The 24,046-nt window shown below is 58.9% G+C and carries 22 protein-coding genes; 7 read left to right on the top strand and 15 right to left on the bottom strand.

What is annotated here, in order from left to right:
• Positions 1-60: 60 nt before the first annotated feature.
• Genes ACM110_RS29680 through ACM110_RS29670 form a run of 3 tightly spaced genes read right to left on the bottom strand, consistent with a single transcriptional unit; the run spans position 61 to position 2,475 of the window.
• Positions 61-1,407: an ATP-binding protein gene (locus ACM110_RS29680; protein WP_338582498.1), complete on the bottom strand. Its 1,347-nt coding sequence runs from the start codon at positions 1,405-1,407 to the stop codon at positions 61-63.
• Positions 1,404-2,081 (bottom strand): response regulator transcription factor, encoded by a 678-nt coding sequence (locus ACM110_RS29675; protein ID WP_338582499.1) that lies wholly within the window; start codon positions 2,079-2,081, stop codon positions 1,404-1,406. The genes ACM110_RS29680 and ACM110_RS29675 overlap by 4 nt, the downstream gene beginning before the upstream one ends.
• Before the next feature lie 55 nt (positions 2,082-2,136).
• Positions 2,137-2,475: a hypothetical protein gene (locus ACM110_RS29670; RefSeq protein WP_416130576.1), complete on the bottom strand. Its 339-nt coding sequence runs from the start codon at positions 2,473-2,475 to the stop codon at positions 2,137-2,139.
• Positions 2,476-2,619: 144 nt separating this feature from the next.
• Between ACM110_RS29670 and ACM110_RS29665 the strand changes: the two genes are divergently transcribed.
• Complete coding sequence (locus ACM110_RS29665; protein WP_416130575.1) at positions 2,620-3,411, top strand: dienelactone hydrolase family protein; 792 nt, start codon at positions 2,620-2,622, stop codon at positions 3,409-3,411.
• Between the two features lie 152 nt (positions 3,412-3,563).
• On the top strand, positions 3,564-4,289 hold the full coding sequence (locus ACM110_RS29660) for a 4'-phosphopantetheinyl transferase family protein (RefSeq protein ID WP_416130574.1): 726 nt from the start codon (positions 3,564-3,566) through the stop codon (positions 4,287-4,289).
• A 120-nt stretch (positions 4,290-4,409) separates the two neighbouring features.
• Here the strand turns inward: ACM110_RS29660 and ACM110_RS29655 are convergent, their stop codons facing one another.
• Positions 4,410-6,020, bottom strand: coding sequence for an ATP-binding protein (locus ACM110_RS29655; RefSeq protein WP_416130573.1), 1,611 nt, complete (start codon positions 6,018-6,020; stop codon positions 4,410-4,412).
• Positions 6,017-6,739, bottom strand: a complete 723-nt coding sequence (locus ACM110_RS29650) for a response regulator (RefSeq protein WP_416130572.1) — start codon at positions 6,737-6,739, stop codon at positions 6,017-6,019. Before ACM110_RS29650 ends, ACM110_RS29655 begins: the two co-directional genes overlap by 4 nt.
• Positions 6,740-7,475: 736 nt before the next feature.
• Here ACM110_RS29650 and ACM110_RS29645 point away from each other — a divergent pair.
• The gene (locus tag ACM110_RS29645; protein WP_338582505.1) at positions 7,476-10,370 is read left to right on the top strand and encodes a ribonucleoside-diphosphate reductase subunit alpha; all 2,895 of its coding nucleotides are present in this window, start codon (positions 7,476-7,478) and stop codon (positions 10,368-10,370) included.
• 246 nt (positions 10,371-10,616) lie between these two features.
• Here ACM110_RS29645 and flgE read toward each other — a convergent pair whose 3' ends face one another.
• From flgE to ACM110_RS29615, 6 genes are all read right to left on the bottom strand, one after another.
• Positions 10,617-11,933: a flagellar hook protein FlgE gene (flgE, locus tag ACM110_RS29640; RefSeq protein ID WP_416130571.1), complete on the bottom strand. Its 1,317-nt coding sequence runs from the start codon at positions 11,931-11,933 to the stop codon at positions 10,617-10,619.
• 31 nt (positions 11,934-11,964) lie between these two features.
• Complete coding sequence (gene flgD / locus ACM110_RS29635) at positions 11,965-12,687, bottom strand: flagellar hook assembly protein FlgD (protein WP_416130570.1); 723 nt, start codon at positions 12,685-12,687, stop codon at positions 11,965-11,967.
• Between the two features lie 15 nt (positions 12,688-12,702).
• Positions 12,703-13,146 (bottom strand): flagellar basal body rod protein FlgC, encoded by a 444-nt coding sequence (gene flgC / locus ACM110_RS29630; protein WP_007937507.1) that lies wholly within the window; start codon positions 13,144-13,146, stop codon positions 12,703-12,705.
• Positions 13,147-13,149: 3 nt separating this feature from the next.
• Positions 13,150-13,557 carry a flagellar basal body rod protein FlgB gene (gene flgB / locus ACM110_RS29625; RefSeq protein ID WP_056853151.1) on the bottom strand — a complete coding sequence of 136 codons (408 nt, stop codon included), beginning with the start codon at positions 13,555-13,557 and terminating at the stop codon, positions 13,150-13,152.
• Positions 13,558-13,909: 352 nt separating this feature from the next.
• Complete coding sequence (gene cheR, locus ACM110_RS29620; protein WP_338582508.1) at positions 13,910-14,737, bottom strand: protein-glutamate O-methyltransferase CheR; 828 nt, start codon at positions 14,735-14,737, stop codon at positions 13,910-13,912.
• A gap of 46 nt (positions 14,738-14,783) precedes the next feature.
• Positions 14,784-15,716, bottom strand: coding sequence for a chemotaxis protein CheV (locus tag ACM110_RS29615; protein ID WP_338582509.1), 933 nt, complete (start codon positions 15,714-15,716; stop codon positions 14,784-14,786).
• 83 nt (positions 15,717-15,799) lie between these two features.
• Between ACM110_RS29615 and flgA the strand changes: the two genes are divergently transcribed.
• The 4 genes from flgA (at position 15,800) to ACM110_RS29595 (ending at position 18,403) form a co-directional block, all read left to right on the top strand.
• Positions 15,800-16,561 (top strand): flagellar basal body P-ring formation chaperone FlgA, encoded by a 762-nt coding sequence (gene flgA / locus ACM110_RS29610; protein ID WP_416130569.1) that lies wholly within the window; start codon positions 15,800-15,802, stop codon positions 16,559-16,561.
• 159 nt (positions 16,562-16,720) lie between these two features.
• Positions 16,721-17,047 carry a flagellar biosynthesis anti-sigma factor FlgM gene (gene flgM / locus ACM110_RS29605; RefSeq protein WP_056853155.1) on the top strand — a complete coding sequence of 109 codons (327 nt, stop codon included), beginning with the start codon at positions 16,721-16,723 and terminating at the stop codon, positions 17,045-17,047.
• Between the two features lie 49 nt (positions 17,048-17,096).
• Positions 17,097-17,564, top strand: a complete 468-nt coding sequence (locus ACM110_RS29600) for a flagella synthesis protein FlgN (RefSeq protein WP_416130568.1) — start codon at positions 17,097-17,099, stop codon at positions 17,562-17,564.
• Positions 17,565-17,656: 92 nt separating this feature from the next.
• Positions 17,657-18,403, top strand: a complete 747-nt coding sequence (locus ACM110_RS29595) for a flagellar brake protein (protein ID WP_416130567.1) — start codon at positions 17,657-17,659, stop codon at positions 18,401-18,403.
• Positions 18,404-18,470: 67 nt separating this feature from the next.
• Here the strand turns inward: ACM110_RS29595 and ACM110_RS29590 are convergent, their stop codons facing one another.
• The 4 genes from ACM110_RS29590 to ACM110_RS29575 all read right to left on the bottom strand — a co-directional run bounded on the left by ACM110_RS29590 (position 18,471) and on the right by ACM110_RS29575 (position 23,651).
• The gene (locus tag ACM110_RS29590) at positions 18,471-19,835 is read right to left on the bottom strand and encodes an MFS transporter (RefSeq protein WP_416130566.1); all 1,365 of its coding nucleotides are present in this window, start codon (positions 19,833-19,835) and stop codon (positions 18,471-18,473) included.
• A gap of 69 nt (positions 19,836-19,904) precedes the next feature.
• Positions 19,905-21,146, bottom strand: coding sequence for a glutamine synthetase family protein (locus tag ACM110_RS29585; protein ID WP_416130577.1), 1,242 nt, complete (start codon positions 21,144-21,146; stop codon positions 19,905-19,907).
• Positions 21,147-21,357: 211 nt separating this feature from the next.
• Positions 21,358-22,050 (bottom strand): sensor histidine kinase, encoded by a 693-nt coding sequence (locus ACM110_RS29580; RefSeq protein ID WP_416130565.1) that lies wholly within the window; start codon positions 22,048-22,050, stop codon positions 21,358-21,360.
• Complete coding sequence (locus tag ACM110_RS29575; RefSeq protein WP_416130564.1) at positions 22,047-23,651, bottom strand: response regulator; 1,605 nt, start codon at positions 23,649-23,651, stop codon at positions 22,047-22,049. The genes ACM110_RS29580 and ACM110_RS29575 overlap by 4 nt, the downstream gene beginning before the upstream one ends.
• Positions 23,652-24,046: the final 395 nt, after the last annotated feature.

The following is a 24,046-nucleotide window of genomic DNA, read 5'->3' as shown; positions in this document are numbered from 1 at the left end:
CGGCGATGGCGATTTCAAGGACGCCATCGCCGGCAAGCCGTGCTCCTACAGGTATTCGGATCAAACCACCGGAAACTGAATCCTGAACGCCGCCCCACCCATCGGTGAATCACCCAGCGTCAGTTTGGCGCTGTAGCTTTCGATGATGTCCTTGACCACCGCCAGGCCGATGCCCTGCCCCGGGTGCTGGCGATCCAGGCGTTCGCCGCGTTGCAGGATTCGCGCACGTTGGTCGGGCGGTACGCCGGGGCCGTCGTCCTCGACGCACAACTCGATGCCGCTGAGGGTCTGCCGCACACTGACGCGCACTTCGCCCAGGCACAGGCGATAGGCGTTTTCCAACAGGTTGCCCATCATTTCCAGCAAGGCACCCTGCTCGATCGGTACATAACACTCTTCCGGCAGATCCAGCGCCACCCGCACGCGTTTGTCGCGATAGACCTTGTCCAGCGTGTCGCACAGGCTTTGCAGCACCGGGCGCAGGCGTACCTGATGCCGCACCAGACCGCTTTTGCGCAGGCTGGCGCGCTGCAACTGATAGCTGATCTGCTGGCTCATGCGCTCGATCTGGGTTTGCAGCACCCAGGCCTGATCGCGATCTTCGGGGCGTTGCGCCATGTCCTCGCTGACGCCTTGCAACACCGCCAGCGGAGTTTTCAGGCTATGGGCCAGATCATCGAGGGAATCACGGTAACGGCTGCGCTGTTCGCGTTCGCTGTGCAGCAAACGGTTCAGGGAACCGGTCAGGCGCAGCAGTTCGCGCGGGTGTTGCTCGCTGAGGCTTTCGCGGTCGCCGCTTTCGATTTCATCCAGTTCCTGACTGAGCCGGCGCAACGCCTGCAAGCCCCAGGTCAGACCAATCCACAGCAGCGCCAGCAGCACCAGCAACGCGGCGCCGAAGCCCAGATAGAGGTTTTCCCGCAGGCCTTCGAGGGTGATTTCGTATTCGCGAACCGGTTGCAGCGCAACAATGCTGAACGCCGCACTTTTGCCGCCCAGCAACTTGACCTCGACGTCATAGACGAAGAATTCCTCGCCACTGGCTTCGCTGATCCTGGCGAACTCGTTGCCGCGCCCGTCGTAGCGCGGCTTGTAATTGATCTTCTCTTCCTGGGTGGCCTTGGAGCGCCAGACCAGATGACCCTCGCGGTCATAGATATAACCGAGCAATCGGCTGTCGGTAAGATTGAAACGCTCGTCGGGCAGTTGCGCCGGCATCTGCAAATGGTTGTTTTCGACCCGGGCAGCAGAGATCAGCGTCGTGACATCGGACGCCAGACGCTGCTCGATGGAGTCCTGCAACGCGAGGCTGAACGCACCCTGCATCGCCGGCAGCAACGCCAGCATGAACAACACCGCCAGCAGTGTGGCGGCGAGCATCAAGCGGACACGAAGCGAACGAATCAAGTGCAACGCTCATTGAACAGGTAGCCGAGGCCACGCACGGTGTCGATCGGCTTGAACCCCACCGGCCCTTCGAGTTTGCGCCGCAGGCGACCGACCAGCACTTCGATCACGTTCGGATCGCGCTCGTCGTCATCCGGGTACAGCTGCTCCATCAAACGGTCCTTGGCCACCACTTGCTGGTGATGACGCATCAGGTATTCGAGGATCCGGTATTCGTAGGCCGTCAGCGCCAGCGGCTGATCATCGAGGGTCGCCTGTTTGCGATTGAGGTCCAGCACCAACGGCCCGGCAACGATGGTCGACTGGGTGAACCCGCTGGAGCGACGCAACAACGCATTGAGCCGGGCGTCGAGCTCTTCGAACTGGAACGGCTTGACCACATAGTCGTCGGCCCCGGCGGCCAGGCCTTCGACCTTGTCCTGCCAGTTGCCGCGCGCGGTGAGGATCAGGATCGGAAAGGTCTTGCCCCGCGAGCGCAGCTGACGGATCAGGTCGAGGCCGCTCATACCCGGCAAACCGAGATCGATCACCGCCAGGTCATGGTTGAACTGCTCGGTCTGGTACAACGCCTCCTCGGCATTGGCCACGGACTCGACCACATGGCCGCTTTCCGTCAGGCGGGTTTGCAGGTGATGGCGCAACAGCGCTTCATCTTCGACGACCAGCAATTTCATAACGCTCTCCCGGGCAAATCAGAATCTCCAGAGGTACAAACCTGCACCTCGATGGCTAACATGACAACGGCTTGCCGATACCCAGTGGATAAGACAAATCGTAGCGGCCCATGAGATCCTCATGGCGAAGTTTAATGCCATTGTGCGAGACCGACACATCGACGTACGTGGCGTAATAGCCGGAGTGGACGTCTTGCTGGCCCAGACTTGCGCCCCAGGCACTGCGCCTACCCGGCTCAACATTAACGCTTGAACCGCTCAGCACACGGGACTTTTTTACTTTGCCGCCGGTCTCTCCAAAGGTAAGGCTGCCGAAGTTGTCGTCGGCAGCATGGGCGGCGGCACTGGCGCCCAGAACTGTGAATGCCAGCAGCAGATTTTTAAAGCCAGTCATAGGGAGTTTCCTCATGCGCTGTTCGCCTTTTGGGTACGTGCAAGATTACCCGGCGTGCCCTGAACTCCCCCTGAACGCACTCTGAACCTGAGCTGAACCAACTCGACCCGAATGTTTCGACACGTTTCAACAGGAGATTCGACCATGCGCATGTTTCTCGCTGTCCTCTTACTGACCTTGAGCGGGCTCAGCCAAGCCGCCATCAAGACCCAGGAAATCCCCTACCAAAGTGCCGACGGCACAAAACTGATCGGCTACTACGCCTACGACGACGCGATCAAAGGCCCGCGCCCAGGTGTCGTGGTGGTGCATGAATGGTGGGGACTGAACGACTACACCAAGCGCCGCGCCCGCGATCTCGCAGGACTGGGCTATAGCGCGCTGGCCATCGACATGTATGGCGATGGCAAGAACACCGAGCATCCCAAGGACGCCATGGCGTTCATGCAAGCGGCGTTGAAGGACAGCGCAGCATCGAGCGCTCGGTTCCAGGCCGGGCTCGACTTGCTGAAAAAACAGCTGCAAACCGATCCACAGAAAATCGCCGCCATCGGCTACTGCTTCGGCGGCGGCGTGGTGCTCAACGCCGCGCGCCAAGGTGTGCCGCTGGCCGGGGTGGTGAGTTTCCACGGTTCGCTGGCGACCAATACCCCGGCGAAACCTGGCAGCGTGAAAGCGAAAATCCTCGTCGAGCATGGTGCGCTGGACAGTATGGTCACGCCGGATAACGTCGCGGCTTTCAAAACTGAAATGGACAAGGCCGGCGCCGACTACACGTTCGTCAGTCTTGACGGCGCCAAGCATGGCTTCAGCAATCCGGATGCCGATCGCTTGAGCCACGGCGATCACGGCGGGCCGGACATTGGCTACAGCAAAGCGGCGGATGAAAAGTCGTGGGCGGACATGCAGGCATTTTTCAAGAAGATCTTTGGCTGATCAGGTAAACCGCGGCGCGGCCATCGCGAGCAGGCTCACTCCTACAGGGGAACGCATTTCAATGTAGGAGTGAACCTGCTCGCGATGGCCGCGCTGCTGTTCTGAACCTTTTGCACTACCCAGCCGCAACCCAACCCGGCAAAATGCCCGACATGAATCCCGTCCCCGCCCTGCCCGCCTGCTGCACGCCCCTCGATGCCCATTGGCCGCTGCCGGTTGTGCTGCCCGATGCGGTGCTGTTGAGCACCCACTTCAATCCCTCGCAACTGCTTGGCGATGATTTCCAGCGCAGCGCCATCGAGGCGCCGGAGAGCATCCAGCGCTCCGTCGCCAAACGTCAGGCAGAGTTTCTCGCCGGTCGAATTTGCGCCCGCGCTGCGCTGCAACAATTGGAAGGCCTGAGTTTCAGCCCGGCCATCGGCGAAGACCGGGCGCCTGTCTGGCCGGTGCATATCACCGGTTCGATCACCCACAGCACCGGCCGGGCCGCAGCGATCGTCGCGAACAAAAGCCATTGGCGCGGTTTGGGCATGGATCTGGAAAACCTGCTCAACGTCGAACGCGCCGAACGCCTGGCCGGGGAAATCCTCACCCCAATCGAGCTACAGCGCATGACCGCCGGCCCGCGCGAACAATTGGCGCTGCTGGTGACCCTGACCTTTTCGGTGAAGGAAAGCCTGTTCAAGGCGCTCTATCCGATCGTTCAGCAACGCTTCTATTTTGAACACGCTCAAGTGCTGGAATGGACTGAAGCGGGTGAAGTGCGGTTGCGGTTGCTGACGGACCTGTCCAGTGAATGGCGCAACGGCACCGAGCTGGATGCACAGTTCGGGGTGCGGGATGGGCAGTTGTTGAGTCTTGTCAGTATCAAGGCCTGAAAATTTTCAGTGTCTTGCAGGGCCTCATCGCGGGCAAGCCCGCTCCCACAGGTTCTGGTCGCACACAATAACTGTGGGAGCGGGCTTGCCCGCGATGAGGCCCTCAAAGAACACACAATCTCAGCGCTTCTCCTGATTCCTCGGCCAACTCAAACTGAAACAGGCCCCACCCAAACTCTTGCTCTTGCCGATCAACGCCCGCCCGTCATGCCAATGGATGATCCGCCGCACGATCGACAGCCCCAACCCATGACCACCCGACGCTCGGGTTCGACTGTCGTCGAGGCGCAGGAACGGGGTGAAGATTTTCTCCCAGGCGATTTCCGGCACGCCCGGCCCGTCATCCTCGACATCCACCCGACAGCGCTGCTGCCCCACCTGATAGCTGATGGTCACCCGTGACTGCGCGTGGCGCATGGCGTTGGTCACAAGGTTCTGAATCGCCCGGTGCAGGTAACGCGGCTCGGCCTCGACCCAGGCGTCGTCGTTATCGGCCGCCGACAGACACAAGCCGCGCTGCACCGTGACGTCGGCACGCAACGGCGCGAGTTCCTCGATCACCTGATTGACCAGCGCATCCAGATCGATGCGCTGAAAATTCAGCGCCGGGGAACCTTGCTCCAGTCGTGCATAGGTCAACATCTCGTCCACCAGACGGTCGAGGTCTTCGATGTCGTGGTCCATGCCTTCGCAGTATTTTTCCAGGGCTTGCGGGGTAGTCGCCGAGCCGATCATCTCCAGGCCGAAACGCAAACGCGCCACCGGCGTGCGCAATTCGTGGGACACGGCGCGCACCAGCTCACGTTGGATCGCCAGCAGTTGCTGCAGATGCTCGGCCATGCCGTTGAACGCCGACGCCAGTCGCCCGACCGAGTCCGCACCGCGCGCCGGAACGCGGGTTTCCAGGCTGCCCTTGGCGATGCGCGTGGCCGCCGCTTCCAGACCGCGCAAGCGCCGTTCGAGTTGCCGCACCAATAAATAGACGATCAAACCGATCAGGGTCAGGCCCAGCGCGGCAATCAGCACCAGCCATTCCGGCGGATAAGGATTCATCTGGTACAACGGGCCGATTTCCAACACCCACGGCGTGCCGACCATACCGGCGAACACCCGGATCGAATCGCCGCCCTTGCCCAGCGCCATCACCGTGTCGCCTTCGGACACGCGGCGACTCTGGTCTTCGTCCATGTCGGCGTCTTCGACCGTGACCAGGCGCAAGTCGAAACCAAAACCCTTGTCCTGCTTCAATTGCGCCAGGCGCACCGGCTGCTCGCCCACCGGGTAGCGCACCAGTTCGTCGACCAACAGGTAAATGGTCGCCCGGGCCAGTTGCTCGCTGATCTGCTGCACTTCCCCCGTGAGGACCAGTTGTTCCTTGTCACTGACCAGTCGATAAACCTTCGCCGCATGTGGCCCGGTCTGCTCCACCAGTGCCTCGCCATGCAGCACGCGGGTACGCTGCCGGATGTCGAGATCCGTCTCGTTGAAGGTTTTCAGCGCCAGCGGAATGCCCAGCAACCGCTCCCACACCAGCAACGCCCGGTGGCGCTCGGTCTGGTTCATCGGTTGCAGGTTGTCGGCCATCAGCGAAAACGTGCCGTGGGCCAGACGCTCGCGGTATTGCTCGCTGCGCACCTGGTTGAGCATGTGCAAGGCCAGCACACCAAGCACCGCCACCAGAATCAGCGCGGCGCACATGCCGCCATAAATACGCAGGAAGATCGAGTTCACAGAGTTTGGTCTACGCAGGCCTCGGGAACGAACAGGTAGCCTTTGCTGCGCACGGTCTTGATCAGCCGCGGGTGATCCGGGTCATCGCCAATCTTCGGACGGATGCGCGAAATACGCACGTCGATGGAGCGGTCCTGGCCGTCATAGCCGATACCGCGCAGCGCGGTGAAAATCTCTTCCCGGGACAGAATCCGCCCGGCGTTGGCCACCAGCAGCCAGAGCAAATCGAACTCGGCGCTGGTCAGTTCGATGCCGCTGTCATTCAGCCAGGCTTCGCGCAGGGCGTTGTCCACCACCAGCGGGCCGAATTGCAGGCGCCGTTGCTTTTCCGGCACCGGTTCCGGCGCCTCGCTGCGTCGCAGCAACGCCTGGATGCGCGCCAGCAGCAAGCGCGGGCGCACCGGTTTGCACACGTAGTCGTCGGCGCCCAGGTCGAGGCCGAGGATCTGGTCGGTGTCGTCGCTGCGCGCGGTGAGCATTAGGATCGGGCCGTCATAACGGTCGCGGACCTTGCGGCAAATGCTCAGACCGTCTTCACCGGGCAGCATCAGGTCGAGGATCACCAGGTCCGGCTGTTCCTTGATGATGCGCGCCGCCGCCAGGGCGCCATTGCCCTCGATCGCCACGCGCAGGCCATTGGCTTCCAGGTAGTCGCGGGTCAGTTCGGCCAGACGCTGGTCGTCTTCGACAATCAATATTTGCCAGGCTTCTTGCTCCACGGTGACCTCTGTTTGCCAATGACACTAATAAGGAAGGATCCGCCCGTCTTTTTGTAATGATTCGGGGGATAAATTGCATACACGCCGACCGATTGTATAGAACGTCGCCCGCACAGAACACAAGCCGGTAAATGCGTTCGGATATGACGTTTTTTTGTGATAGGGTTCGCGCCCTTAAAAATCCGTCCGGCCGTTTTCGATCGTTGAAAAATGCTGAAAAAAGGTCCGGTCCAGCAGCATCGCGGCCTACACGCCGATTGGCCCTTTCACACACAATTTACGCACAGGTTTATCCACAGGTAGTACGTTGCAATCACCCCCCAAAACGCATTATCTTGTACCCCAGCGCCAAAAAAACCCTAGATGTAGGGTTTAGCGCAAAAAACCAAACACAAACCGGACACCAATTTCAAGCGCTTTTCTTGCCTCTGTCCGGTTGATTCAAACGTATTTTCGAAAGTCCAAACCGCGCGTGCGGATGGCTACTGTATTTCGGCCCAATGTGGTGAAAACGGTACGGGTGTTGCAGTCCTGAACTGTCACCTCAAAGGACCCGGTCTTGCGCCCAAGGCGTCAGACCAAAGACTTCGGCATGGAAGCGGCGCCCAATAGCCCCCTTCCTGATCTGTCCCGAAGTTGGTATGCCCGGCACTCGCCGGTTGTAGTGCTTCAGGACGGAACGGTGGGCACTGTGATGGTGCCCAAACAAACATAGAGAATGTGGAGACAACCCCCCATGCAAACCGACACAACTCGCGAGAACCCGCAGGGCACCTTGCCGCAGGCTACCGATTCGAATCAGGATCTGTCCGCCACCGCGCCTGGCCAACTGCGCGTGATCAAGCGTAACGGCACTGTCGTTCCTTACACCGATGACAAGATCACCGTCGCCATCACCAAAGCGTTCCTCGCAGTTGAAGGCGGCACCGCTGCCGCTTCGTCGCGAATCCACGACACCGTGGCCCGCCTGACCGAACAGGTCACCGCTACGTTCAAGCGTCGCATGCCATCGGGCGGCACCATCCACATCGAAGAAATCCAGGATCAGGTCGAACTGGCCCTGATGCGTGCCGGCGAGCAGAAAGTCGCTCGCGACTACGTGATCTACCGTGACGGTCGTTCGAAAGAACGCGCTGCCCACGCACCGGCCGAAGAAGCGGTCAACGCTCACCCGTCGATCCGCATCACCCGCGCCGACGGCAGCTTTGCTCCTCTGGACATGGGCCGCCTGAACACCATCGTCACCGAAGCGTGCGAAGGCCTGGAAGAAGTCGACGGCGACCTGATCCAGCGCGAAACCCTGAAAAACCTGTACGACGGCGTGGCCCTGACCGACGTCAACACCGCTCTGGTGATGACTGCCCGTACCCTGGTTGAACGCGAGCCGAACTACTCGTTCGTGACCGCCCGCCTGCTGATGGACACCCTGCGTGCCGAAGGCCTGGGCTTCCTCGGCGTGGCCGAAAGCGCCACTCACCACGAAATGGTCGACCTGTACGCCAAGGCCCTGCCGGCCTACATCGCCAAGGGTATCGAATTCGAATTGCTGAACCCGGTCCTGGCGTCCTTCGACCTGGAAAAACTCGGCAAGGCAATCAACCACGAGCGCGATCAGCAGTTCACTTACCTGGGTCTGCAAACCCTGTACGACCGTTACTTCATCCACAAGGATGGCGTGCGTTTCGAACTGCCGCAGATCTTCTTCATGCGCGTGGCCATGGGCCTGGCGATCGAAGAGAAGAACAAAGAAGACCGTGCGATCGAGTTCTATAACTTGCTGTCGTCCTTCGACTACATGTCGTCGACCCCGACCCTGTTCAACGCCGGTACCCTGCGTCCACAGCTGTCGAGCTGCTACCTGACCACCGTGCCGGATGACCTGTCGGGCATCTACCACGCGATCCACGACAACGCCATGTTGTCGAAATTCGCCGGCGGCCTGGGCAACGACTGGACTCCGGTTCGCGCATTGGGTTCGTACATCAAGGGCACCAACGGCAAATCCCAGGGCGTTGTTCCGTTCCTGAAAGTAGTGAACGACACCGCCGTTGCCGTTAACCAGGGTGGCAAGCGCAAAGGCGCTGTCTGTGCCTACCTGGAAACCTGGCACATGGACATCGAAGAGTTCATCGAGCTGCGCAAGAACACCGGTGATGATCGTCGTCGTACCCACGACATGAACACCGCCAACTGGATCCCTGACCTGTTCATGAAGCGCGTCTTCGATGATGGTCCGTGGACCCTGTTCTCGCCTTCGGAAGTTCCGGACCTGCACGACCTGACCGGCAAGGCCTTCGAAGAGCGTTACGAGTACTACGAAGCCCTGTCTCAGTACCCAGGCAAGATCAAGCTGTTCAAGACCATCCAGGCCAAAGACCTGTGGCGCAAGATGCTGTCCATGCTGTTTGAAACCGGCCACCCATGGCTGACCTTCAAAGACCCGTGCAACCTGCGCAGCCCGCAGCAGCACGTCGGCGTGGTCCACAGCTCGAACCTGTGCACCGAGATCACCTTGAACACCAACAAGGACGAAATCGCCGTTTGCAACCTGGGCTCGATCAACCTGCCGAACCACATCGTCAACGGCAAGCTGGACACCGCCAAGCTGGAACGCACCGTGAACACCGCCGTTCGCATGCTCGATAACGTGATCGACATCAACTACTACTCGGTGCCGCAAGCGAAGAACTCCAACTTCAAGCACCGTCCGGTCGGCCTGGGCATCATGGGCTTCCAGGATGCGCTCTACCTGCAGCACATTCCTTACGGCTCCGATGCCGCCGTGCAGTTCGCCGACACTTCCATGGAAGCGGTCAGCTACTTCGCGATCCAGGCGTCCTGCGACCTGGCTGACGAGCGTGGCGCCTACGAGACGTTCCAGGGTTCGCTGTGGTCCAAAGGCATCCTGCCGCTGGATTCGCAACAGATCCTGATCGAAGCCCGCGGCCAGAAGTACATCGACGTTGACCTGAAGGAAACCCTGGACTGGGCACCGGTTCGCGCCCGTGTGCAGAAAGGTATCCGTAACTCCAACATCATGGCCATCGCACCGACCGCGACCATCGCCAACATCACTGGCGTATCGCAGTCGATCGAACCGACCTACCAGAACCTCTATGTGAAATCGAACCTGTCGGGCGAATTCACCGTGATCAACCCGTACCTGGTTCGCGACCTCAAGGCTCGCGGTCTGTGGGACTCGGTCATGATCAACGACCTGAAGTACTACGACGGTTCCGTGCAGCAGATCGAGCGCATCCCGCAAGAACTCAAAGAGCTCTACGCGACTGCATTCGAAGTGGACACCAAGTGGATCGTTGACGCGGCAAGCCGTCGTCAGAAGTGGATCGACCAGGCTCAGTCGCTGAACCTGTACATCGCTGGCGCTTCGGGCAAGAAACTGGACGTGACCTACCGCATGGCCTGGTACCGTGGTCTGAAAACCACTTACTACCTCCGTGCCCTGGCCGCGACCAGCACCGAGAAGTCGACCATCAACACCGGTAAGCTGAACGCTGTTTCCAGCGGCGGCAACCACGGTGACGACTCGGTCCTGGCAGCGCCTGCCGGTCCAGCGCCAGTGCCGAAGGCTTGCGCCATCGACGAGCCGGATTGCGAAGCTTGCCAATGAGCTGAGCCGGTGAGCGCTGAAAGGCGCTTATCTGAAACCCCCGATCAGTCCTCTGGATTGTCGGGGGTTTTCTTTTGACCTTTAAAAGATCGCAGCCTCGTTTCACTCGACAGCTCCTACATTGAAATGCGGTCCCTTGTAGGAGCTGTCGAGTGAAACGAGGCTGCGATCTTTTGATCTTTTGCCGACCACAAAAAAGCCCCTCTTCCGAGGGGCTCCTTGTGCAGCAATTTCAACCAACCAACATCAAGTCATCTGAATGATGGTCTGCATGATGGTGCTCTGGGTGGAGATGGTCTTGGCGTTCGCCTGGTAGTTGCTCTGCGCCTTGATCAAGTCGACCAGTTCGTTGGTCACGTTGACGTTCGACTCTTCCAGGGAGTTGGAGTGGATCTCACCCAGGGAACCGGTTTGCGGTGCGTCGTAGCCCGGCTGACCCGAGGCGTAAGTCTCCTTCCAACTGGTGCCGCCCACTGGCTGCAGGCCTTGCTCGTTGGTGAAGCTGGCGAGCGCCAGTTGACCGATCGGCTTGGTCTGGTAGTTGCTAAAGTTGGCCAGCATCACACCGCTGCCGTCGATGGTCAGATTGGTGATCTGGCCGGTGGCGTAGCCATTTTGAGCTGGAATGGAACGAGCGCTGTCGGCGTTGAATTGTGTGGTGTTGCTCATGGCGACAGTCACACCGGCCGGGTCGGCGGCTGCGCCGTTGGCTGCCCAAACGCCATTGGTCACTTTGCCCGGAATCCAGCCAGTGATTTTCAGATCAGGGCTGACGACAGGAGGAGTGCCCGGCGTGGTGACCGAAACCAGCTTGCCACTGGTGTCAAAAGCCATGGTCGAAGGGACCGGACGCGAAGCTGCGTTCATCGGATCGCTGCCGTTCGGGTTGCGACCATCGATCAAGGTATAGACATCCCAGGTATTGGCTCCCGTCTTGACCATGTATTGGTCCATCTGGTGCGTATTACCCTGAGTATCGAAAATCTGGGTAGTGAACTGCTTGGTGAAAGCGGTTCCCGGCTTGCTCGGGTCGAACGGGTTGGCCACCTGGTCGATCACATCGGACTTGGAGTCCAGGTTGATCGTCGACGAAACGTTGGTGGTAGTTTTCGGCGCCAGGTTGGACGTGTCGATGCGCAGGTCCGTCAGCACGCCATTGATGATCTTGCCATTGGCGTCTACACCATAACCTTGCAGACGCGCAGTGCCGTCGGTGTTGGTGACGTAACCTTCCTTGTCGACCTTGAACGTGCCGGCGCGGGTGTAGGACAACGATCCGCTGTCGTTGAGCACGAAGAAACCGGAGCCGTTGATGCCCATGTCCAGCACGTTGCCGGTGTTGTTGATGTCACCCTGGGTGAACTGCTGGGAGACGTTGGCCAGACGCACGCCGCTACCGGTGGTCTTGCTACCCGAGCCCAGTTTGGTCGCCGAGTACACATCTTCGAATTCCGCACGGGACGATTTGAAACCGACAGTCGCGACGTTGGCAATGTTGTTGCCGGTTACGTCCAGTTGCTTGTTGGCGGCATAGAGACCGCTAAGGCCGATGTTGAAAGACATATTCCACTCCTTTGTGCCGGGTTAGTCGGCTCTATATACCAATGGTTTGCACTTTGGACAGGGCGATACTGCCCAGTCCAGCGAGGTTGAGCATCAACTCACCGCCGGTCTGGCTGATGGTTACGCTGGTGACGGTCGCCGGCAGGTTGGTGATCAGCGCAACAGCCTGATCATCGATGGTGGTGGTTGCCGCGAAGGTGTAAGTACCTGCCGGGGCTACGTTGCCGGCATTGTCCTTGCCATCCCATGTGAAGCTGGCGTTGCCGGCTTTCTGGTCAGCCAGGGTAATCGTGCGAATGACTTTGCCGTCCTTGTCGGTGATCTTCACTTCGGCTTGAGCCACCGACTGTGGCAGTACGACCGCACCGGTCATGCCTTTGGTGGTGTCGACCACAGCCTTGTCGCCCGGCGCGATGACCGAACGGCCCACCAACGACGAGGCTTGCAATGCCTGGGATGAGCCAAAGGCGCCGGCAATGCCGCTCACCGTATCGTTAAGCGAGGTGATGCCTTCCAGGCTACTGAACTGCGCCAACTGCGCCACGAACTCGCCGTTGCCCTGCGGCTCCAGAGGGTTCTGGTTCTTCAGTTGGGTCACCAGCAACTGCAGGAACGCATCTTTACCCAAGGCCTTTTTACCGGTGGCACTGTTCGCCGCCGACCCCAGGGCATCCGTGTCCTTGTTCGTCTTGATCGAGGAATTGGCCAGGATGTCGTTGAGGCTCATGCCACTCGTGGTATCGCTAACACTCATCTGAGTCGCCCCTTATCACTGACCGAGGGTCAGGACTTTCTGCATCATGGTTTTGGCGGTGTTCATCATTTCGGCGTTGGTCTGGAACGAACGGCTCGCGGAAATCATGTCGGCCATTTCTTCCACCACGTTGACGTTCGGGTAGTAGACGTAACCCTTGGCATCGGCCGCCGGATGGTTCGGCTCGTAACGCGCTTCGAGGTTGCTCTGGTCTTCGACCACGCCCAGCACCTGCACGCCTTGACCGGCGGCATCCTGGTTCTGGAACAGCGAATCGCTGCCGCCGCTCTGGCCGCCCTGGAACATGGTGGCGAATACCGGATGGCGCGCGCGGTAGGTCTGGTCGATGCTCGACGAGACGGTCTCGGCGTTCGCGATGTTCGAAGCGACGGTGTTCAAGCGAGTGGTCTGCGCACTCATGCCGCTACCGGCAATGTTGAAAACACTGGATAGAGACATGACTTACTCTCCGCGCAGGGCTGAAACCAGCCCTTTGAATTTGCTGTTGAGCAGGGTGAAGCTGGCCTGGAAGTTGACGGAGTTTTCCGCGTAGTTCGACTGTTCCAGTTGGGCGTCCACGGTGTTCTGGTCGATCGAAGGCTGCATCGGCGTGCGGTACATCAGCGACTCGTCGCCATTGCCCAGGCCTTCGGCTTCGATGTGACGGCTGTTGGTCATGTTCAAGGCGAACGTGCCGTTCTTGGCTTTATCGTTCTGCGCCTCGAGCACTTTCGAGAACTCCAGATCCCGCGCCTTGTAGTTCGGGGTGTCGGCGTTGGCGATGTTGTTGGCCAGGACTTCGGCACGCTGGGCGCGGAAGCCCAGAGCCTTTTCGTGAATGCCGAGCGCTTTATCGAAGCTGATGCTCATGTCGGGAAACCTTCGGGTGACCTGATTTTTCGTACGATGAACATAGCAAGCGTCATGCCAATTCAAAAAAGCCCGTAAACCGGGGCTTTGCGGGCAGTGGCAACGCGGCAATGCCAGAAAAGCGGCAACCGGTTTCCGCTGGATGCCGCTTTTCTGCCGCCTGGCACAGTCAGGAAAACACTAATTCCCCCTGTAGGAGCTGCCGCAGGCTGCGATCTTTTGATCTTGATCTTGACTTTCAAAAGCAAAGTCAAAAGATCGCAGCCTGCGGCAGCTCCTGCGTGATGCAAAAGCGGCAGGCATAAAAAAGGAGCCCCTGAGGACTCCCGTTTTTATGCCTGCCGCTTTTGCATCACTTCGCCTGGTAAATGATCCCCGGGCTGCACTGGACCATCTGGTAATGATCCGGCAATCCGTTCAGCGCTTCGGACGCACCGAGGAACAGATACCCGCCCGGCTTCAACGTGCTGTGAATGCGCAACAGGATGTCCTTCTTCACTTCCGCAGAGAAGTAGATCAGCACGTTACGGCAGAACACGATGTCGAACTTGCCGAGGCTCGCGTAACTGTCCAGCAGGTTAAAGGAGCGGAACTCCACACGGCTCTTGATCGGTGCCTTGATGGCCCAGCGTCCCGGCCCTTTCGGGTCGAAATAGCGCTGCAACCGCTCGGGCGACAAACCGCGACCGATGGCCAGGCTGTCGTACTCGCCGGTCTTGCAGTTGGTGAGCATGGTGCCGGACAGATCGGTGGCCACAATCTGCACGCCCATTTTCAACTGGCCAATGTTGGTCCGCTCGAACTCGTCGATGGACATCGACAGCGAGTACGGTTCCTGACCCGACGAACACGCCGCCGACCAGATCCGCAGACGCTGACCGGGACTGGCTTTGATCGCTTCAGGCAGTACCTTGTTCTTCAAGACCTCAAACGGATAGGTGTCACGAAACCACAGGGTTTCGTTGGTTGTCATCGCGTCCACCACCATCTCGCGCAACCCGCTGCGCGGCTGGGTCTGGATGCGCTGGACCAGCTCACCGAGGGACTTGATGCCTTGCTGTTCCATCAGCTTGTTGAGACGGCTTGAGACCAGATACTGCTTGTTTTCACCGAGCAAAATGCCACAGGCTTTTTCCAGGAATACCCGGAACTGTTCGAAATCCAAATTACCCGTAGACAATGCTGCCGCCTCTTAAATCGTGTTGACTGCCAGGGGCCGAACGCCCCTAGCTGATGTCTGCTGCTTTGATCCGGTTGACTACCCGGGATGCCAGGTCATCAGGGCGGAATTTGGCCAGGAAGTCATCGGCACCGACTTTCTTGACCATCGCCTGATTGAACACACCCGACAACGAAGTATGCAGGATGATATGAAGCTTTTGCATGCGCGGGTCGTTGCGGATCTCGGCCGTCAGTGTGTACCCGTCCATCTCCGGCATCTCGATGTCGGAGATCATCATCAGGAACTCTTCTTCCGGCTTCTTGCCCTCATCGACCAGCTTGCGCAGGTAGTCAAGCGCCTGCTTGCCATCGTTCAAAGCCACCACTTCGACACCGACCGTCTGCAGGCAACGCGTCACCTGCTTGCGCGCCACCGACGAGTCATCGACCGTCAGCACACGCAGTGAAAGCGCCTTGTGCTGGGTTTCGACATCCACTACGCCGACGGAAATCGCTTCCGGTGTCGGCGCCACTTCCGCCAGCACCTTCTCGACGTCGATGATCTCGACCAACTGGTTGTCGACCCGCGTCACCGCCGTCAGGTAGTGATCGCGACCGGTGCCCTTGGGTGGCGGATGAATCTCCTCCCAGTTCATGTTGACGATGCGTTCCACCGAGCGCACCAGGAAACCCTGGGTCTTGGTGTTGTACTCCGTGATGATCACGAAGGGATTGTTCTTGTCCTTCAAAGCACCGGAGCCGGTCGCCATTGCCAGATCAAGGATCGGAATGGTCGCCCCCCGAATATTCGCCACGCCGCACACGACAGGACTGGACTTGGGCATCAGTGTCAGTTGGGGGCATTGCAGCACCTCCCGAACCTTGAACACGTTGATCCCATACAGCTGCTGACCGTCGAGACGGAACAACAACAGCTCAAGGCGATTCTGCCCCACCAGTTGCGTGCGCTGGTTCACCGAATCCATTACACCAGCCATGCCCAGACTCCTACACCAACGCTAAGTGTTGTTGCGACGCACATTCATCTCTAAACGGCACGGCGCTTGCTTTTTATCTTTCTATGAACACAGAACCGACATTTTTCCGACACCTGACCACCCCCTGCCGCAAATGGCTGGGTGCGTTGGCGGCTGTTTGCCTGTTCAACGCTGGCAGCCCTGCCCTTGCTGACGCAGTTACCTTGCCTGACATGCTTATCGGCGTCACTCAGGGCTTTCTTGAATTCACCGTAGAGGACTATCTGGCTACCAGTCAAACGGAAGGTCGCTACGAAATCCAGGTCAACCAGCTCGATCGCCGCTTGCGCATGCCGATGTGCGACAAGGAATTGACAGCCACGCTGGAGAGTCCGGCCAAGCCGTTGGGCCGGGTCACGGTCAAGGTTCGCTGCGAGGGAACATCGCCCTGGACCGTCTTCGTACCCGCTCAAGTCCGCCTGTTTCGCGACGTCGTGACCACCACCCGACCGCTGCGGCGCACCGGCATTGTCGAGCCTGGAGATGTCATGTTGCGCGAGCGCGATATCAGCGTGATCACCCAGGGTTACCTCACGTCCCTGGATCAGGCGATCGGACAACGACTTACCCGACCAATGGTCGCCGATCAGGTAATTACCCTGGTGCACCTCGAACAAGCGGAAGTCATCCGCAAGGGCGACCAGGTGGTCATTACCGCGCGCAGTGGTACGCTCAGCGTGAAGATGCCCGGCGAAGCGCTGGCCAATGGCGGCTTGAGCGAACAGATCCGGGTGAAAAACCTCAATTCCCAACGGGTCATCAAGGCGCAAGTCACCGCGCCCGGCCAGGTGGAAGTATCGATGTAAGAGTTCTCTGGAGAGTGGCGCCGAACGAGGGTGTTCCCTAAACTGTGCCCCATGCAGGGCAAGCGTTGGCGCGCGCAAGCTCATTGATAAATGAGTCTAAAGTTTTTCCGGGTATGGCCGAAAACATGGCAAGCGTCCAAATTCCCAGAGGTTTTTATCATGGTCATCGATTTCAGCCGTTTGAACAGCTCCTCGTCACTTACGGGCAGTACACGTACCAGCGTTGCCAAGGAAACCGCCGATGCCGGCAAATCCGCGCCGCTGAATACCCCGGCCGAACAGGCCAGCACCGTCACTAGCGGGGAATCGGTACATCTCAGCAATGAGGCTCAACAGTTGCAAAAGGTCACTGATACGCTGCGCGATCAGCCTGCCGTCGACAAAGCCCGCGTGGCCGAGTTGAAAGCAGCGATTGCCGATGGCAGCTATAAAGTCGACAGCAACCGCGTAGCCAGCAAACTGCTCAACTTCGAAGCCCAGCGCTAGGGCCACGGCCCGCGCCAGGCTTTTGGACGCTTAAAACCCAAGGCCAGCCATGCACGACACTAATCTACTGCAACTGATCACCGATGATTTTGCTCCAGCGCAACAACTGCTGGAGTTACTGCGTACTGAGTCGCTCGCCTTGCATGGTCGCGACATGTACCTGCTCGAAGACATTCTGGCGCAGAAGCAGGCATTGATCATTTTGCTCGAACAGCATGGCCGCAAGCGCAGTGAAATCCTCGCCAGCCTTAATCTGCCGACCAACCGCAGCGGTCTGGAGCAACTGGCCAGCCAGTCCAGCCTTGGCGACGCGTTGCTGGCGCAAAGCGATGTGCTGACCGACCTCCTGACGCAATGCCAGGCCGCCAATGCCAACAACGGTCAGTCGATCGTGGTACAGCAGGTCGCTACGGCCACCCAGCTGAAAATTCTTACCGGCGGCGAGCCTCCAGCGCTCTATGATGCCAGCGGAACATTTTCCAAGCTTGTGAAACCGCGTCCACTCAGTCAGGCTTGAGCCCGCCGATGAGCCCGCTCTATCAAGACGCGAAACATGCTGGCAAAATGCTGGCCAGCCGTAGTCAAAATTTGCCTGGAGATTGATTAACCGTGTCCAATGCCTTAAATGCGGATGATTCTCCGCAGCCACCCAAGGTGCTCAGCACGCCCCTGGAAATCTCCGGCAACCTTCGCCAGCTGCAAGAAAGCCATGACCCGCTGATCATCACGTTCCACGAACGCAGCCAGCGCTTCCAGAGCTATCTGGTGGACGTAGACCGTGACAGCAACACGATCGCCCTCGACGAAATGATTCCCCGTGACGGCGAACGCTACCTGCTGGCCGGCGAACCGTTCAAAGTCGAAGGTTTCCATGAAGGCGTGCGTATCGCCTGGGAAAGCAATGGCCCGCTGACCATCGACGAATCCGGCGGTGGTCGTTGCTACCGTGGCACGCTGCCTGACGAAGTGGTTTACCACCAGCGTCGCAATGCGTTCCGTGCCGCGTTGAAACTGGCACAGCTGGTCAACGTCGACCTGGATGGCGAGAAGCTCAAGGCACCGATCAGCGGCAAGCTGCTGGATATTTCCGCCACCGGCTGCAAGTTGCGCTTCGACGGCGACATTACCGGCAGCCTGCAACTGGGCCAGGTCTATGACCGCTTCTCGGCTGCCCTGCCCTTCGGCAAGATGACGGCTCCAGTCGAACTGCGCTACCTGCACTTCGAAGAAAGAATCTCCACCACCTTCGCCGGTGTACGCTTCCACAACATGAGCGGACTGGTGCAACGGCAGGTCGAGCGGTTCGTCTATCAGCTGCAACGCGAAGCGCGTCGTTTCGACAAAGACGATCTCTGATAGCAACGCTTCATTAAAAAAACGGGCAGTCCCTCGCGGTGACTGCCCGTTTTTTTATGCCTGAGTGTTAAGGCCTGGCTTCGGTAAAGCTTTGTTCCCTGCCCGAATCCGGATCCTCTGGCGGCGTGTCGGTTGGCGGCTCTGGTTCCGGCGCTGGCTCGGGGGGAATTGGATTCTGCATCTGATCCTGCACCACTTGCTCATCCACTCGCGGATCAAGTGCCGCCACCAATGGTGAACTCGACATGCTGTCCGGCATGGCAACGTGATGCAGCGGCGCATCGTCCACCTGATGCAGGTTGGTCACGGCCTTCGGACGAATTCGCCACACCAGCACCAACGCAAAAAAGCTGAAGAACGCATAGAGCATCTGGCTGCCGAACAGCTTCATCAGCACGCCAGCCACCAACGGCCCGATGCTCGCGCCAACGCCGTAGGTCACCAACAGCATCGCTGTCAGCGAAACCCGGCGATCGCCTTCGACGTGGTCGTTGGAAAACGCGACCGCCAACGGGTACAGGCAGAACTGCACCAATGAGCAGAGGAACCCGGCGATGAACAACACCTCCAGCGGCACCTGCCTCATGATTGCGAGCGGCATGGCGGCCAATGCCAGGCTGAACGCGAAACAGCGGATCAGCAGCGCCCGGTCATAGCGATCGGACAACCAGCCCAACGGCCACTGCACCAACAGCCCGGCAAAAATGCAGCTACCCATGAACAGACCAACCTGCTCCGTGGACAAGCCTTGCTGAGAGGCATACAGCGGCGCCAGACCGTAGAACGAACCAACGATCAGCCCGGCCCCCAGCACCGTACTCAACGATTGCGGCACTCGCTTGATAAAGAAGCGCGGCTCCATCGGTGCCGGATGCAACGGCGCCGGGTGAATGCGTCGCGTCAGGGCCACCGGCACCAGACACAGGGTGAAGCACAGCGCGACCAGCATCAGCAGCTCAAGGCCCAGGCTCGGATGCATGACCAGAATCAGTTGCCCCAATACCAAGCCCAGGTAAGAAGCGATCATGTAGCCGCTGAACACCAGTCCGCGCTGCTTGGCATCCGCCTGCTCGTTGAGCCAGCTTTCAATGACCATGTACTGGCACATCATGCCGAGGCCGACGATCACCCGCAGGAACAGCCACGCAGGCAGCCAATCGACTAAACCATGCCCCAGCACCGCCGCACCGACGATCCCGGCACAAGCGGAATACGCTCGAATATGCCCGACCCGGGCAATCAGCCGATGGCCGATCTTGCCGCCCAGCACCAGGCCAAAATAGTTGGCGGCCATCAACGCACCGACCCACAGGCTATCGACGTGATCGGCAGCCAGGCGCAATGCCAGGTAAGTACTCAACAGGCCTGAGCCGATCAACATCATCAGCGAGGCGAAATAAAGCGCTCGAAAGGATTTCCAGATTTGGCGCATCGGCGTTCCGAGCGGCTCCTTGCAGTAAGAAACGGGCTATGCAAACGATAGCCCGATGTCGACATTTCGTCAGGCCTGGGCTGCTAGAACACGCCGTTCCCAGGGAGTAATTTCATCATAGAAACTGGTCAACTCCAGGGTCTTCGAAGCGATGTAGCCTTCGATGAACTCTTGGCCAAACAGTTCCTTCGCCAATTGGCTACGTTTCAGACGCTCAAGAGCGGCATGCAAGGTACACGGCAATGAAAGATTGTCCGGCACTTCAAACTCACCCTGGATCGGCTCACTCGGCTCCAGTTTGTGCTCTATGCCATACAACCCGGCAGCCAGGCTAGCGGCAATCGCCAGATAGGGGTTGGCATCGGCTCCCGGCAAACGATTCTCGACCCGACGAGCGACCGGCGAACTGGCCGGGATGCGCAAACCTGCGGCCCGGTTGTCATGGGACCAGCAGGCATTGTTCGGTGACGCAAAGGGATGGCATAAGCGCTGATACGAGTTCACGTTCGGCGCAAACAGCGCGGTGAAGTCCGCCATCGCGGCCTGCTGCCCGGCGATGAAATGCCGAAAGGTCGCAGTCTCTTGCCCGGCATCGTCACTGAACACGTTACGTCCGCTGCCGATTTCGACGATGCTCTGGTGGATGTGCATCGAACTGCCCGGCGTGTGTGCCAACGGCTTGGCCATGCACACCACAGTCAGGCCGTGCTTGAGCGCGACCTCCTTGAGCAAATGTTTGAACAAAAATGTCTGGTCGGCCAGCAGCAGCGGGTCACCGTGCAGCAGATTGATCTCGAACTGGCTGACCCCCATTTCGTGCATGAAGGTATCGCGAGGCAAGCCCAGCGCGGCCATACATTCGTAGACTTCACTGAAGAACGGCCGCAAGCCGTTGCTGGAGCTGACGCTGAACGCTGATTGCCCATCCTCGCGACGACCATCCAGGCCTATTGGCGGCTGGAAGTTCTGAGTCGGATCGGGATTGGGCGCGAAGACAAAAAACTCCAGTTCGGTCGCCACCACCGGCGCCAGGCCAAGGCCCGCGTAGCGCTTGATGACCGCCTTGAGTTGGCCGCGAGTCGACAGGTTGGAGCTCTCACCGGTGAGCTCATCCGCATCGCAAATGGCGAACGCTCGCGGTTGCTTGCTCCAGGGCAAACGGTGGATCTGCGCGGGATCCGGCACCAGCGCGAGGTCGCTGTCGTCACTCCCATAAAAACGCGCTGGCGGATATCCGCCCATGATGCATTGCAGCAGCACACCCCGCGCCATCTGCAAACGCCGTCCCTCGAGGAAACCCTCGGCGGTCATCACTTTGCCCCGTGGCACACCATTCAAATCCGGTGTGACACATTCAATCTCATCAATGCCCGTCAGTCGCTGCGCGACTGAACTCTGGCCATCGGTTGTCATGACGCAATCCTTGTTATTGTGCGAGCCGCGAACGGCGACCCGTACAAAATAGGCTCCGCGTGTTCGGAATATCAAGCAGCGTCAAACAAAAAGCTTTACGAGAAAAAGATCAGGGCAGATAAAGTCTGAAGACGCCGCCACCCAATGGGCCGCCGTTGCTGATCTCAGTGCGTCCGCCGACGCCATTACGTTGATGCAATGCCGCAATTCGTCCGGCAAAGTACAGCCCCAGCCCGGTGCTGCCGCTGCTGTGATTGATGCCTTGAACGTAGTCCGCCTGACGCTCGATCATCTCCGCGGGATAGCCTTCGCCATCGTCGTTGACGGTCAGCACCAGTTGCCCGGCCTCGTCACTGACACTGATCAACACCGCATGACGGGCATAACGAATCGCATTGCTGATGCTGTTGGCCAACACCGAAGCGATCAGCTCTCGATCGAAGAAACCCAGCGGGCTCAAAGGGTCGACTTCAAAGGTCGCGGCAATGCCACGGCTGGCGAACACATCCTGATGACAGGCCAGTTGCGCTTCGAGGAAGTCATCGAGCTCGTGATAGGCCGGTTGCAGCGGCATCTGATTGACGCCTAGCTTGTACAGGCCCAGCAACTGCACGAGCATGCCGTTGAGGTGAGCGAACTCGAACTCGATCACGCCCTGCTCCGGGGTATGTCGCGCCGGGTCAGGCAGGTTCGCCAACCATTGGCTGTGGGCCTGCATCAGCATGGCCAGCGAGTTCTTCATATCGTGCACGGTGGAAGCGATCACCGTGGAGAAGTCCAGGGTTTGCTGGTTATCGTTCATTCGCCAAACGCCTTGCTTTTGAGCTTCTGATATCGCGGATAACGAGCGTCGGAGTCAGGCATCAAACCGACCATTTTCAGGCAAGTCCGACATTCTTCAAGTTCGGCGGAAGCGACACTGGTATCAGTGCCGTGCAGCAGTGCCTGGGCCATGTTCAACGCGATACTGATGTTCTTCGGTTGCAGCGCCAGGGCTTTGCGGAACACCTGCCGGGCTTCCACCAGATTACCGGTCTTGTACACGCGCACGCCTTGACGATTGAGTTCAGCAGCATCGTTGCCCGAATTGAGAATGCTCGGGTCGTCGGTCAGTTTGGCAATGCCCTTCATGACTGTAGGATCATCGCCGTAGATTTCCGCGCAGTTCTTCAACATCGAGGCGCCTGCGTCGGCTTGCCCGAGCATTTGCAATTGCTTGGCTACCAACAGCGCCGCTTCGGCACTCATGAACTGCTCCATGCCATCGAGGCGCATCATCGCTTGCTCGGTAAGCTTTTCGGCGGTCTCGGCATCGTTGAGCAACAGACTGGTGGCCTTCATCAGTCGCGCACGGATTTGCAGACCGGGGTCGGATGGATTCTCCTTCGCCACGGCACTCAGCGTTGTATTGATTTCCAGTCGGGTCCGGGTATCCAGGCCTTTTTCACTACCTTTGCTGATCAAGGCATGGGCCAGTCCAAGGTTACTTTCAGCATCCTTGAAACGTGATTGCGCACCTTGGGCAACGGCCTGGCGGTAGGCTTTGGAGGCGGTGTCAAAATCTTCGTTAGCCATCGCCAGCTTGCCGAGCTGGGCCTGACGACGCACCGCCAGTGGCGACAGGCGAATCGCTTCTTCCAATACTTTCTGGGCGTTCTTGGTGTCTCCTTCGGACACCAAGACATCCGCCATGCCGTCATACAGCGACGGCATCATCGGAAACACTTTCAGCGCTTTCTCATAGATGCCTTTAGCCTGCGCAACCTGACCGCGTTTGAACAACAACTTGCCGAGCCCGGCAAACGCCCAAGGCAGAGGACGGTCGGCAATGATGCTGTCGTAGAGACGCTCAAGTGCTTCGTTCTGATTCAAGTCACGCAAGGCATCGGCGCGGTAGCGCAGGCACAGCGGCGAGTAACGGATATCTTGCTTGCACAGGGCAATGCAGGCGTTGAGCACTTCAACCGGTTTGCCCCGGTCGAGGGCCTGCAGGATCGGCTTGAGCAACGTCTTGCGCTGCTCGAGACGCTCAAGGCGCTGGGCCAGGCCGGACCGGTTGAAGGGCTTGGTCAGATATGCGTCGGGCTCATGCTCCAGCGCGCTAAGCACCATGGCCTGGCTGGTTTCAGCGGTGACCATGACGAATACGCTTTCATGACTGATCAGCTTCTCGATCATCAGGTCTTCGAGTACCTGCTGACCGTTCTTCTTGCCATCGCCCAGGTGGAAATCCTGCAGGATGAAATCGTAGGATTTCTGCGAACACATCTTCAGCGCCTGTTCGCCTGTGTCAGCCGTGTCCACATCCTTGACGCCCAGTTCCCGCAGCATCGACCTGACCGAACTGCGGAAGTCCGAAAAATCATCGACGATCAGAAAACTCTTTTGGTGATACGACAGCATCGAAGATTTCCAGGCAATTTAAGAGGAAGAACCGAATGGCATGAACGTCAGCTTCATCACCCCTTTACGGCGCGCAGATGATAGCTAGTAGCCATAGGCTATCAAGCGATTTCTCTTGAACTGCAATAACGAATGAGGCTGCGAGAAGGGAGATCGCTGTGACCCTATGGTTATCGGCCAGTGGTAGCGTTCTCTTGAAGCAACAGGCCTTTGCTCAGCGAAAAAACCTTGATGGGTGATGGGGTAAAAACAGGACCTTTCGCCATACCACTTTTCTTTCGCCCAAAACAAAACCCCAACTGCTTTCGCAATTGGGGTTTCGGAATTTAATCTTGACGATGACCTACTCTCACATGGGGAAACCCCACACTACCATCGGCGATGCATCGTTTCAC

The sequence above is a fragment of the Pseudomonas sp. NFX98 genome, from assembly GCF_047784845.1.
GTDB lineage: Bacteria > Pseudomonadota > Gammaproteobacteria > Pseudomonadales > Pseudomonadaceae > Aquipseudomonas.
The sequence above is the reverse complement of the archived record's forward strand: the minus strand, read 5'-3'. Positions and strand labels throughout refer to the sequence as shown.